The organism is Wolbachia endosymbiont of Dirofilaria (Dirofilaria) immitis (genome assembly GCF_013365455.1).
Lineage (GTDB): Bacteria > Pseudomonadota > Alphaproteobacteria > Rickettsiales > Anaplasmataceae > Wolbachia.
Window position 1 is genome coordinate 140,052 of record NZ_CP046578.1, and the last position, 13,579, is coordinate 153,630.

Sequence of the window (13,579 nt, forward strand, 5' to 3'; positions counted from 1 at the left end):
TTTGATCACTTAAATGTTTAAATATCTATTACTCACTTTGACCACCACTAGTAGCAGTATCTTTTGTAGAGTCAGTAGTAATATCTTTTTCAGTGCTTTTGCTAGTATTAGTGCCAGCATTTGTAAAAGTGAATCCACTGTTGCTTTGGTTATCAGCGCAAAATCTTATGCTTTCTATACTTTCTTTAGCTTTCTTGGCAGCTCCAGCAGTATCTCCAAATTGGGCTTTACCAATAGCTCCGGCAATGGCTTTAGTTGCAAAAAAGGCTTTTGACATCATTTTTCCAGGTGTAGCGCCAGAGCCAAGTGCTGACCTTGGATTGCCAGCAAGTTCTGCAGCTATATTAGGGAGAATATTTAAAAAGTGATAAAATAGGAATAATACTATAGCTAGTTTTAATAATTCTCCGATAAGAGAACTGCTAAACTCCATGTATGTAAAATCGAATAAACCAAGTATGCTACTTTTTTTAAAGTTGTAGTTTTGTATCATGCATGCAAGAGTGGTTTCATTTTTATTACATTCTCCATCTTTTAATTTAAACCACTGTTTTTTGTTGTTTAATAATGTGATTTCTTCTTTTTCGAAATGTAAATCTTTAAAGTAGATTTTATCGCATGCTATAAACATAAAGGATAAGAACGCAAAGAGCATAACTGGGTATAGACTATAAGTGATCAATTCCTTCAACCAACCATCAAAGTATCCTTTAGTGTGTTGGAATAAAACCATAGGAATAAACAGGGGTGATAAAGTGATGATTACACTTAAGGCAATTAGAGATAAAATAAATATATAGCACATCCACAAAATAACCATCATCATCATAACTGCTGTAAATATGCAAATAAGAGCTGTTAAAATCTGTCCGCCAGCAAAAATGATGCCGATTATTGAGCCTGTTACTAATAAAACAGGAGCAGCACCGAGTAAAATAGCTAATATTCCTACACCGCTAGTACCAATTTTTCCAGCGATTCCATCTAAAGGTGCTCCTAAGTAGAATAAGATTCTGCAATCAAGCCTATCCCAGAGCGCAAGATAAATGTCTTCTCCATATTTTTCTGCTTTATAATTACATATGTTTTTACCTTCAGATGACGCCTTCAGCACTATTTCTGATAAACCTTCTGAAAGTTTTGTTAACTCCCTATAATAATGAGACATGGTACTACCTGTTGTAAAGTAAATTACTAGAGCAAATTTGATAATCAGCATATATATTTCTTGTGAACTGCGTACTCCACCGGATACGACTTTTATAGAGAACAGTATTAAAGCTAAAACTAAGATAGCAGTTACAGTATTTTTTAGCCTTTTTTGTACTATAGATATAAAGCTCTCACCGTTTGGTGTACCTTTGCCTGTGACTAGGTTATCTAATGATTCCTTAATACACTGTACTACCATAGAAGTTATGGGAATAGGTGCTAATGATTTACTTCCTGCCTGATTGTAACAAGCTTGTGAGACATAATTTTGAAAACAATCTTTGTTATCATAACCTATAAAGATTTTTCCCTCTTTTTCATTATTTCTTATAATAGTTTTGTAATCTTCATCGGGACCAATAGGGGTTAGATTGCCAATATTAAATTTTATCTTAGATTCCTTACACATGGGAGCAATTAAGTCAGGTGGTAATTCCGTGCATCCTATATCAACCCCTTGTGGCCAAGGGGTCATTCTAATGCCAAGTGTATTAACTTCAGCTAACTCCACACACAACCTGCCTGTTTTTCTTACTGCTTTAAACATTGACCCATATATAGTTTTGCTCTGTCCGGCCTTGAGAACTTTACATTCTAGCCCGCCATCAACTTTTGGTGACCATGACCCATTTATATATCCAGTATCTTTTTCCCTAACATCAAAATCTATGTATCCAGGTTTTTCTCTAGAGTCAAAGTCGTTCTTCTTAAAAAGATTACCAAATGTTAAAGGATTGCGATGGCATACTTCTATGTATTCACTATACTGCACACCATTTTTTGGCCAGTAATAATGATTTTTATTAATATTAATAATATCCCAGTTAGCAAAGTCTAAGATTTCTTTTTCTGTTTGTTTTCCATTTTTTCCAGACTTTTCTTTTAATGCAGCAAGATACTCGTCTTCTGTTTGAAAGTTTTTATTTACGAGTATGCTATAGCTTGTGTCTCTTAATGTAAAATCCTTATACTTTCCATTATGATCGCGTGCAACTGGGTGCCTAACAAAGCTGTGCTCACAAATTACAAGTCCTCCTATTGCTTTCCAAACTCCAACGATTGTAGCTATCATTCCAACAATAATGAGACTAGTAAATAAACTAGCAGAAGAGACAGTTAAGACAATACCAGTAAATATTGCACCAACAGCAATTGCTATCCCAGCAAGTGCTGGAACTGTTTTAAACACTCCGCAGTCAGGGTTAGAGGCACGGCTAAAGCTTCCAGTAAAATTGAATCTGCTAACAAATTCTGTCCTATCAGTACCACTTACTACGTCTGCGAAAGCCGGATATAAGAATAAGAAATCTATATTTAGTAAAAATACTGCAGTTAGTAGTAATGACAGTTTGGTCTTAAACATTTTTTACTCTCTGGTAGAATATAGGTAACCATCCTTTCGGGTCATCTCCGACTTCTTTTAATATATCATGTAATAATAAAGCACTTTCTGCACGTCCAGATAATACATTGACTATGTCATCTAAGTCTTTTAGGTCTATTCTAGCCACGACAGCATTAGCTCCTTGTTTTACCAAAAAAAACCTAGTAGTTGGGTCTGTGTGCTTGATTAGTATGTATTCACGTTCAGTTAACATAAAAACATCACGATAGATGCTAGTAGCTTTTAAGTTTGGTAAAAAAATTTGTGTTGCTGTTTGTTGTATAAGTGTATCACTAATGGTGCTTTTGCTTGCATCTTCAACACTCTGAGTGGCAAAAATCACAAAAGCGTTTAGCTTCCTTAGCACTTTTAACCAGTCTTTTATCTTAGGCGCAAAGACTGGGTTATCTATTAATGCCCATGCCTCATCAAGAACAATAATAGATGGAGTGCCATCAAGAGAAATACTAATCCTATGAAATAAATAGGTTAAAACCGGTCCAAGAGCAATAGAATCTTTGAGCAAGCTAGCCATTTCAAAGCCAAACACTCTTGCCTTTGAAAAATCTAGCAAATCCTCTTTGTTATCAAATATTGCAGCGTGAGAACCATCACCATGCCACATAGATATTGCTCCAGCTAAGGTACCAGGGCCTGCAAGTCCTAAAAATGGCACGAGATTTCTTAAGAATCTGTCTTCTTTTTTTAACTTAAAATTTCCTTCAACTGCGTCATTAATTCTAGCAATATCTTCTGAAGTGAATTTATCATTATACACTAAGATTAAAGACTTTATCCATTCCATTAGAAATGTTCTATTGTCAGGAGTGTCATCAAGTTGCAGAGGATTGAAATTTGTTTTAGTTCTTGGTTCTATTGGAATATAAACACCGCCAAGTGCTCTTAAGAAAATCTCTGCGCCGCGATCTTTATCAAAAAAGAATATTCTTGGAGAAAATTTCATTGCTTGAGCACATAAGAAATTCATTAAAACAGTTTTACCAGAACCAGTTGGACCAATTATCATAGTATGTCCAACATCCCTTATATGAAAGTTGAAGAAAAATGGTGTACCAGATGTTGTGTCGAAAACTGTAACAGCATCTCCCCAGTGATTGTTAAATTTATTACCAGTAGGATAATTATGTTGAGATGCAAAGCCAGCCAGGTTAAGACTGCTTATTGTACCTTTTCTCACTATATAATCGAAATTGCCAGGGATTTGTGCCCAAAATGCTGGCTCAAGATTAACCCTTTCGCGGATAGGGTAAACACCACAATTAGAAAGCTCTGATTCTACTAGCGATAAAGCATTATCTAATGACTTAGGGTTTTTCTCTATACATAGAATAGTTAAGTGATGTTCGCCAAACACAATCTTGCCACTCATTGCATCATCAAGCGCATGAGAGATTTCTGCTATTTGAGAAATGGCTTTATCTGCAGATTGTATCATCCTATTTTGTTGTATCTGCATTTTTGCAATTGCTATTTGCCTATTTGTAAATTGGAAAGACTGTGTGATGATAAATTCATAGGGAAGTTGTAAAAAGTGATCAAGCATTCCTGCGTAAGTGTTATTTCCATATTCTTTGATGCTCACTATTCCAGCATATTTGCTCTCATTGTGAGTCACGACCTGTATGGTCTTGCGGCCAAAAAATAACCTATGTACTGGTAAGTATCTCGATATTTCGGTTTTTAAAGGAAAAAGCGTATTTGTAATGAGGCCACAATTTATTATTCTAGATAAGAATTCCATTATTTCACAGAATAGACCATTTGGGGTTTCTTTTACTCTAAGAACCTTAGGCGAATAATTTCTAAGGCTTGTTACTACACGGTTTGTTGTTTCTTCTAAGTCTTCATAAGTAGCACGCATGTCACTTTCCCAAGCATGTTTTGAAGTTACATGTCCGAATTTTTTTAGTAAGTATGATAAAAATTCTACTCCTTTTGTATCTGCCCTACGAATAATTGTAATATATAAGTCATTGATAAATGATTGCCTTGTTGAGTGTTTTTTTCTCCATTTTAGATTTACGTAATTAGCAAAGAAATTTGGCAATTTTTGGCTTGTAGATTCATCAGAAAAAATATTTTTTTTACGCCTGATAGTATGAAAGTATAAACTAAATGCTGGAGACGAAATGCTTTTCAGCATCTGATTTCTGATATTGTTCTGTATTATTAGATCTTCATCATCTGCTGTTTCAAATGCAAAACCATTTAGTTTTATAAACTTAACTAACCAATTCTGTTTTGTTATTAAGGTTGTACTATTCCAATAGTAAGAATAAGGTATAAATTCAGCAGTATGAACCTCTCTATCTAGAATAGATTTGTTTTTTGATTGGGTAGCTCTAAACCTTAGCATTGTATAACATTAAGTAATGTCGTAAGAATTAGCTCCATGATAGAGACGGTTTGAACATCTTGAGCACTTTCTTAATTTTACCATAAATAGTTCAATAAACAATGGTTCTTTTGTAGAAGCTATATAACCAAGTCCATGTACCCCAAATAACATCAAGAAAGTTCTAAAATCATTCGTATTAATAAAGATTAGCATGCAAATTAAAATATTTAATATTGCAAACATATAACTTACACCAAAGAGCATTGCAGGTCTTGTAAGGCCTTTAAATAATTGATTTGTTTGTATACTTCCTGTAGACATTTTTTATCTTTCCTGAATAATAGCTCTAACACTAATACTACATTATTAATTAAAAATCCATTGAAATGAGTAGCTCTTTAGGTAAGATAAGTAATGTGAATTCAATGACGACAAGCTGGCCATTTCAGGAAGCAGAAAAAATATTGCAAAAATTTCCTAGTCAAAAGGAGATAATATTTGAAGCTGGTTATGGACCTTCAGGTTTTCCCCATATTGGTACTTTTGGAGAGGTTTTTCGTACTACAGTTGTTGCGAATGCACTAAAAGAAATAGCGCCTGGTATAAAAATTAGAATCATTGTAGTTTCTGATGATATGGATGGCTTACGAAAAATACCAGATAATATGCCGAATCAGGAAATGCTAAGAGAGCATTTAAATAAGCCATTAACTATGATACCAGATCCATTTGGCACCCACGAAAGTTATGGCCACCATATGAATTCGCTGTTGTGTAAGTTTCTTAATTTGTTTAGCTTCGAGTATGAATTTAGAAGTGCTACAGAGTGCTATAGATCTGGTGTTTATGATAAAAAACTTTTACTTTTGCTAGAAAATTACGATAAAGTGATGAATGTAATGCTTCCATCGTTCCGAGAAGGAAGGCAGCAAACCTATAGTCCGTTTTTGCCAATATGTCCAAAAATTTCTCAAGTTTTACAAGTTCCAATAATTGAAAAGGATACCAATAAGGGGACAGTCACATACAAGGATGTAGATGGAGAGAAGATAGAGGTTCCAGTAACAAGAGGTAGATGTAAATTGCAATGGAAACCAGATTGGGGAATGAGGTGGGCTACATTTAGAGTTAATTATGAAGCTCATGGAAAAGATTTGGCTCCATCTGCTATACTTTCGAGTCAAATATGTGAAATTCTTGGAGAAAAGCCGCCACTTTTATTTTGCTATGAGTTTTTTCTTGATAAGGAAGGAAAGAAAATATCAAAATCAAAAGGAAATGGTATTTCAATTGAAGAGTGGCTCACTTATGCTCCAGCAGAGAGTTTAGCGTTATACATTTTTCAGAATCCTAAAAAGGCTAAACGTTTGCATTTTGATGTTATACCAAGGTCGACTGATAAATATTTGGAGTTTGTTAAGCGTTATAATGAGAATAAAGAAAAGTGTATAAATAGCCCTGTATGGCATATCCACCAGGGTAATGTTCCAAATGTAGAAATTTCAGGTATCAGCTTCTCGTTGCTTTTGAATCTGGCGGCAGCTTGTAATGCTGAAAACAAAGAGATTCTTTTAGGTTTTATATCCACTTATATCTCAAATATTACACCGGAAAATGGCAAAATGCTCAACAGTCTTTCAGACTTTGCAGTTAAGTATTATCATGATTTTATCAAGCCAACAAAAGTATATAAAACTCCAAGTAAAGGGGAGAAAGAAGCTTTGCTAGATTTGAAGAATACCTTACATTCTCTACCTATTATGGCTACTGCTGAAGAAATTCAATCTTACGTCTTTTCAATTGGAGAGAAGCATAATTACAGCAGTTTACGCGATTGGTTTCAGTTACTATATAGAACATTACTTGGCCAAAAAACTGGTCCAAGAATGGGATCTTTCATAAAGCTTTATGGGGTAGATAATACAATTTCTCTTATAGATCGTGCTATTAAACATACACTTTAGTTAGAATTAAGGAGAGAGGTTGCTTGATAGCTTGTAATTGATTTTTGTATCAGAATACTAAGGATATTTATTTACTTTCATAATCTCTGGGGTTGGCGATAAAAAATAATATATTTAGTGTCTCATATTTAGTTTTTATACTATGTGGTGGTGTATATTTTATAAACTTCTGTGATTTTTTTGCCTGTATAAGCGCTGAACGCACTTATAAAGTGTTGAAGATAGGTAGCAAGGAGCACATTTAGAGATTGGTAGGTAGTACTTAAATACTGGCTATTCTAGTCTTTTTACTTGGTAAGTTTCTCAAGTATTAAGGTGATTCATGAACAAATATTTATTTTTTACAACAAGTGATGTTATTTTAGCGTCATACACTGTAATCTATATTTTTTTTGGTTTTAGTGTTGCCTACTTGAATACTACCCTAACAATCTTTGTCTTTTTCTCTATTTAGTGATTTTTTTAATATTAATAGCTAAGTCAATTTAAGAGTCTAAGGGGATGTTATGCTAGTGCTTGGCATCTATCTTCTAAAGGTAGTTGTTTTTAAACTGTTATATCAGTACACTTGATACTAGGGCTTAGTAATGGTTTGATGGTAAAAAGGTAGAGATGTTCATATGGAATTATGTAGTAGTAAAGTTATGTTCAAGTTTGCTTGATGTGAGGAGAGAAATATGGATAGAGAAGTTAGGGTAGAATCAGATAGTTTAGGTGAAGTAAAGGTGTCAAGTAAACGTTATTGGGGAGCACAAACACAACGTTCCTTGGAGAATTTTAAAATCGGTATAGAGAAAATGCCAGAACCTCTAATTAGAGCGTTGGCAATGGTGAAGCTTGCAGCAGCACGCGTTAACGTGGTGCATGGTGCTATAGATGAAAAAGTGGGGAGTGCAATCTGCACGGCTGCACAGGAGGTAATAGATGGTAAGTTCAATGATGAGTTTCCGCTTGTTATATGGCAAACTGGGTCTGGGACTCAGACTAACATGAATATGAATGAAGTGATTAGTAACCGTGCAATAGAGATTTTAGGTGGTAACTTAGGTAGTAAATTTCCTGTGCACCCAAATGACCATGTGAACTGTGGTCAGTCATCGAATGATACCTTTCCAACAGCAATGCATATAGCAGCAGCTAGGCAAATAAATCATTCTCTCATTCCAAGTCTTGAGTGGCTTCATACAGCATTAAATGATAAGGTTAAGGAATTTAAAAGTATAATAAAAGTAGGACGTACTCATTTGCAAGATGCAACGCCTCTAACACTGGGGCAAGAGTTTTCTGGCTACGTTGCTCAGGTTGAGAAGGGAATAGGGAGGATAAAATCAGCTCTGAGTAATGTGTATGAACTTGCACAAGGTGGCACTGCAGTTGGTACAGGATTGAACGTTAACCGAGGCTTTGCTGAGAGTTTTGCTAAAGAAATAGCAAAAATCACTGGTCTTCCGTTTACTTCAGCAAAAAGCAAGTTTGAAGCGTTAGCAGCAAATGATGCTTTAGTTGAGTTAAGTGGAGCACTCAACACGGTAGCAGTGAGTTTAATGAAAATTGCAAATGATGTTAGGCTACTTAGTTCTGGTCCAAGATGTGGGATTGGAGAAATAATATTACCAGAAAATGAACCTGGTTCTTCAATCATGCCAGGTAAAGTGAATCCAACTCAATGTGAAGCAGTAACCATGGTATGTACTCAAGTTATAGGGAATCATGTTGCCGTAACCATTGGTGGTTCAAATGGTCATTTTGAATTAAATGTGTTTAAGCCAGTAATAATCTACAATATTTTACAGTCTATAAGGCTTTTAGCTGATGTAAGTTTAAGTTTTGCAGAGAAATGTGTACTTGGTATTAAAGCAAATGAAAAAAGGATAAAGGATTTACTGGACCAGTCATTAATGCTAGTAACTATATTAAATACGCATATAGGATATGATAATGCAGCAAAGATAGTAAAGCTTGCCTATAAAGAAAATATTACTCTAAAAGAAGCTACAATAAAATTAGGGCTGCTTACTGAAAAAGAATTTGAAAGAGTAGTGAAACCGGAAGAGATGGTAAATTTATAAGCTACTAGTTTTAGTATTAATGCTCAAGGCAGTTTCTTTTACTCTTTTTATTCTCTTACCTGCTAACGTTTTTAATTTCTTACTGTATCTGTAATAATTTTGCTTTACAGTGTACAGTTGATATGCGGAGTTGTGATCAATTTAAGGTAGTACTCGTGATCGCAGTTTTCTTCTACGTCCTTAATGCTTGTAGGCAATGCTAGAGTGAGAATGGAATCAGCAATAAAGTGAGCAGGGTCTTTGTACGATTATTGTTTGGGCAAAAATATATTAGTTTTTTTATAAAATTGTTTATTTATATGAAAACCAATGATCTACTTTTTAGTGTCATTTTAGTCCGTAGTATTGAAATCTGGAAAAGAAAAAGAAAACAGGTCTCGGTGGTAGCTTTTTTAATGAAAGGAAAGAAGTTTCGTAAGAAACTTTTTATGTAAAATATTTAAACTTAATTGCGTTATAGGTTCTGTAGGTAGCGAGGAGGAAAATCAGTTAGATTTACTATTTTACTTGTAGTTTATTAGCCAATACCTGTTTGTAATAAGGATAGTATTTTCTAGATGTCAATAATATAATCTAAATTCGAAAGTATGCTATACTCTGTAGCTCTATTCAGTTTGAAAGAGAAGAAGTAGAATCTTACTTAGAGTTAAAAATTGGGCAGTTGATCTTGAGCATGTTGAAGTGTACCAATGGTAAGAATGTCCAAAAATCTAACTATAGATATGTGGCTATTAATTATTAAGATTGTGGACAATCATGTAATAAAAGCTTATGGGTGGAGAAAATTACAATATGAGTAACCCTGCCGGGGTTAGAGAAACGACACCTTATAGGCGATATATGTGGTTGCTAAATTTATATAGTTAAAGTATTTATTCTATGTTTATGGTGCTGTTCAGGATAGTGAAACTATAAAAGCTATTTGCTGTTGTGTGACTCCTTGAAAGAAAATTATTGGGGGGGGTAGAAAGTATTTTAAACTAAATAAGATCTTCTTTCAAGATAAAGAAGTATATGTAGGAAGTAGAAACAGATTTTATAGAGGAGATTTGCTTATTTAGGTAGAGAAACAGAAATAATAGAAAGTATAGTTTATATGTAAAGCTTTAAAATATAAATAGATAACATAAGTAGTACATGTTAATTTATGGTAAAGTATGAAAGGTGTTTAAATGGTTGGTACTTATATTGGCTTGACGCAAAGTAATATGCTTCTAAGAAAATTAATTGGCATAGTAGCATATCAAAATGTGATTATCAGAGTGTAGAGCTGACTGTGCTTTATAAAGCTACACAAATAATATTGACAATTGGTAAGAAGAAATTCTACCTGAAAGGTTTAGGATTAAAGCTATAGACAACTTCTTTTTTTTGTATATAACCTTAAGAGGCTTTATGTGTACAAAGTGAAAAGAGCTTTAATATCAGTGTATGATAAGACAAATATAATTGATCTTGCATCATTTTTAGTACAGAGACAAATAAAGGTTCTTTCAACAGGAAATACTTATAAAATGCTATCTGATGCTGGAATAAAAATACAGGAAATCTCAGATTATACTCAATTTCCAGAGGTGCTAGATGGTAGAGTAAAGACTTTGCATCCTAAAGTTCATGGAGGGATACTTTGTGACCGAGAAAAGCATAGAGAGGAAATACAAGGTCTAGGGATTGAGCCTATAGATCTTCTTATAATTAATCTATATCCGTTCTGGGAAACAGTAAGCAGCAGATCAAGTGAGAAGCAAATTATAGAACAAATTGATATTGGTGGAGTAGCACTGATTAGAGCTGCAGCAAAAAATTTTCATTTTACTTCGGTCATTTCTAGCATTCAAGATTATGAAACACTAAAAGTTGAGATGATTGAGAACAATAATGAAACAACTTTAGAGTATAGAAAGCATCTAGCAACTAAAGCGTTTGCTCTTGCAGCATACTATGATTCTAATATTTATAGTTGGTTTTTATCACAGAGTAGAAGTAGTGAGTTGCCAGAGTTTTTTACTCTATATGGATATAAAGCACAAGGACTAAGGTATGGGGAGAATCCTCACCAAAAAGCTGCATTTTATAGCAATCAATTCACAAAATATCCGCTAAAAAAAGTGTGTGGAAAAGAATTGAGTTATAACAATATATTAGATGTAGAGTCTGCGCTTAACATAGTTTCTGAATTTGAAGAACCTACGGCAGTGATAATTAAGCATAATAACCCATGTGGTGTTGCTGTTGGTAATAGTGCTTTAGAAGCATATGAGAAAGCTTTGTCGTGTGATGAAATTAGTAGTTTCGGTGGTATAGTAGCTTTAAATCGTGCTATAGATTTAAAGCTAGCAGAGAAATTAAGTGAGATCTTTTTAGAAGTAGTGATAATGCCATCAGTAAATAGTGAAGCATTGAAAGTTTTACAAAAAAAGAAGAATTTAAGAGTGGTTATTTATGAATCCTTTCAACGAAATGCAAAGTATCAAGTCAAAAACGTTGTAGGTGGTTTTTTAGTACAAGAGAGTAATAACTATACAATAAAAATGGAAGAGATGAGCCAAGTGACTAGGCACACCGCAACGAAAAAAGAAAAAGAAGATCTGATTTTTGCTTGGAAAATATGTAAACACGTGAAGTCCAATGCAATAGTTATAGCAAAAAGTGGATGTACTGTTGGTATTGGTGCAGGGCAAACAAGTAGAATAGACAGTGTAAACATTGCAGTAAAAAAAGCAGGTGAAAGATGTAAAGGTGCTGTACTTGCCTCAGATGCATTTTTCCCGTTTCCAGATAGCATAATAGAAGGTGCAAAGCATGGGGTTACAGCTATAATTCAGCCTGGCGGTTCGCTCAAAGATCAAGATGTGATAGCAGCTGCAAATGAGAGTAAAATTGCCATGTTTTTTACTGGTATTCGTAGCTTCTTTCATTAGGTTTTATATCTTATGCTAGGAATTTTCTTTTTATGCCATCATAACTTTGTGAATATATATGATTCTTTACATCATCAATAATGCAGAGCTGTGCAATAGATCTACTGGATTTTGAGAAATGTAACCTATTTCTGTATTTAAATATATCAAGAAGTAATTTGAAGGATTTATCTTCAGCCATTATGCTTTTTGCATTGCTGTGTGCAGGATTAAGTGCTCTCTATTCTTAGATAAATCAGCAAATTTAAATTCCACGCATTCTGATTATTTTATGCCTAAAATATCTCCTCTACCTCTTAGTTGATTCAGTTGTGATAATCCAAATTACTCTACATTTTCTATAATCATAATGGTTACATTCAGTATATCTATGCCGACTTCTGTCACAGTAGTTGCAGTAAGAAAAGCGAATTTACCTATTTTGAAAGAGAGTATAGTTTGATCTTTCTGCTTCTGGGTTAAGTTTCCTGTATATTATAACTATAACTCTATCAAGGAATGTTTTTTTAATTTATGAAAGCGCATATCTCTGCTGCAGTGATATTTAGCTCCTCATTTCCTACTATGTATAGATGAATCCAATATGCTTTTTTGTCTCTATTTATAGTACCCTTGAGCCTTTCAATAATATCTAATATTTTCTTAGTATTTATAGTGGCAGTTTTTATTACTAATCTGGATTTTGATTTTTTCATTAAAGATAAACATTCAATATTGCCATATATAGCTTGTGACAAAGTTATTAAAATTGAAGTTGCAGTGACGAAAAGTATATTAGCATTTCTTCCTTTTTTTTGCTAAACTATTTCTCTGCATCACTCAAATCTGTGTTGTTCATTTATAACTGTAAATCCCAGATTTTTAAATATAATATTGGCTTGAAGTAGTGCGTGAGTGCCAATCGCTATATTTAAATACCATTTATAAGTTCGTTCATGATAATCTTTTTTTCTTAAGTGTAAGTCTAGTAAGTAGAGCAACCTTTATGTCAGTATAAGATAAAGCCTTTTCTTGAAAACTTCCGCTTCAGTTAATGAGCTTGGCTTGTGTAACTTTATGATACTTTCTCTCCAACTTAGCTATTTTTTTGTCTGATTAATTTGATATCTATCCACTTTGGCAAATTGGGTAGTTCTTTTGAATTAGAGCTTATTATATTCCTAATATCTTTATTGGTGATGTCACCACGACATAGTTGGCAAACCGGTTCTGTGCGAGCTATTTCTTTGAACAGGCTGATGTTAAGTAATACATAATCTGCATGAGCGATTTACCAATGCTTGGCAAATTTTTCGAATTTTCTACTGATAATTACACTGGTTCTGATTGGAAATTAGTTTATGTTAATATTTAATTAAATAGTTAAAAAAAAAGACTATGAGTGTACTATGTACTGGCTTTCACTTTCAACGACTATTTTGTATGGTCTGCCTCTAAGGGTAGGTGGCTGATGCTCACAAACTCTTGCCACGAAAGCTGTAAATTCTCTGGCTTAAGTATCAAGTGGTAGTTTGCTTCTATTTATATAACCGAATGGCTTATAAAATAACAAGTCAATCACTTTATTTCCGCAACAGAGTTTGGGTAGTATTAAAGTTGTAATTTGTCTTTTGCTATTTTTAAAGGGATAAAAGATTAGCTAGTAGTAAATGAGATACAATAAAGTAAAA

At 33.7% G+C, this 13,579-nt stretch carries 7 protein-coding genes; 3 read left to right on the forward strand and 4 right to left on the reverse strand.

Annotated elements, in window-relative coordinates; translation table 11 throughout:
• Positions 1–28: 28 nt before the first annotated feature.
• The 3 genes from GOY12_RS00490 to GOY12_RS00500 are packed head-to-tail and all read right to left on the reverse strand — an operon-like array spanning position 29 to position 5,276.
• On the reverse strand, positions 29–2,575 hold the full coding sequence (locus tag GOY12_RS00490) for a TrbL/VirB6 family protein (RefSeq protein WP_175818144.1): 2,547 nt from the start codon (positions 2,573–2,575) through the stop codon (positions 29–31).
• Positions 2,568–4,973 carry a VirB4 family type IV secretion/conjugal transfer ATPase gene (locus GOY12_RS00495; RefSeq protein ID WP_175818145.1) on the reverse strand — a complete coding sequence of 802 codons (2,406 nt, stop codon included), beginning with the start codon at positions 4,971–4,973 and terminating at the stop codon, positions 2,568–2,570. Before GOY12_RS00495 ends, GOY12_RS00490 begins: the two co-directional genes overlap by 8 nt.
• 9 nt (positions 4,974–4,982) lie before the next feature.
• Complete coding sequence (locus GOY12_RS00500; RefSeq protein ID WP_175818146.1) at positions 4,983–5,276, reverse strand: type IV secretion system protein VirB3; 294 nt, start codon at positions 5,274–5,276, stop codon at positions 4,983–4,985.
• 65 nt (positions 5,277–5,341) lie between these two features.
• Between GOY12_RS00500 and GOY12_RS00505 the strand changes: the two genes are divergently transcribed.
• From GOY12_RS00505 to purH, 3 genes are all read left to right on the forward strand, one after another.
• Complete coding sequence (locus GOY12_RS00505; protein WP_175818147.1) at positions 5,342–6,919, forward strand: lysine--tRNA ligase; 1,578 nt, start codon at positions 5,342–5,344, stop codon at positions 6,917–6,919.
• Between the two features lie 677 nt (positions 6,920–7,596).
• Positions 7,597–8,988, forward strand: coding sequence for a class II fumarate hydratase (fumC, locus tag GOY12_RS00510; protein ID WP_175818148.1), 1,392 nt, complete (start codon positions 7,597–7,599; stop codon positions 8,986–8,988).
• 1,397 nt (positions 8,989–10,385) lie between these two features.
• On the forward strand, positions 10,386–11,909 hold the full coding sequence (gene purH, locus GOY12_RS00515; RefSeq protein ID WP_175818149.1) for a bifunctional phosphoribosylaminoimidazolecarboxamide formyltransferase/IMP cyclohydrolase: 1,524 nt from the start codon (positions 10,386–10,388) through the stop codon (positions 11,907–11,909).
• A 324-nt stretch (positions 11,910–12,233) separates the two neighbouring features.
• On the opposite strand, the gene GOY12_RS03680 is transcribed toward purH, so the two are convergent.
• Positions 12,234–12,344 (reverse strand): P-loop NTPase family protein, encoded by a 111-nt coding sequence (locus tag GOY12_RS03680; RefSeq protein WP_369406217.1) that lies wholly within the window; start codon positions 12,342–12,344, stop codon positions 12,234–12,236.
• Positions 12,345–13,579: the final 1,235 nt, after the last annotated feature.

What these genes read in the sequence shown, in the direction of transcription:
- GOY12_RS00490 (WP_175818144.1), bottom strand. Translation starts at nt 2,575, where the DNA reads ATGTTTAAGACCAAACTGTCATTACTACTAACTGCAGTATTTTTACTA.
- GOY12_RS00495 (WP_175818145.1), bottom strand. Translation starts at nt 4,973, where the DNA reads ATGCTAAGGTTTAGAGCTACCCAATCAAAAAACAAATCTATTCTAGAT.
- GOY12_RS00500 (WP_175818146.1), bottom strand. Translation starts at nt 5,276, where the DNA reads ATGTCTACAGGAAGTATACAAACAAATCAATTATTTAAAGGCCTTACA.
- GOY12_RS00505 (WP_175818147.1), top strand. Translation starts at nt 5,342, where the DNA reads ATGAGTAGCTCTTTAGGTAAGATAAGTAATGTGAATTCAATGACGACA.
- fumC (WP_175818148.1), top strand. Translation starts at nt 7,597, where the DNA reads ATGGATAGAGAAGTTAGGGTAGAATCAGATAGTTTAGGTGAAGTAAAG.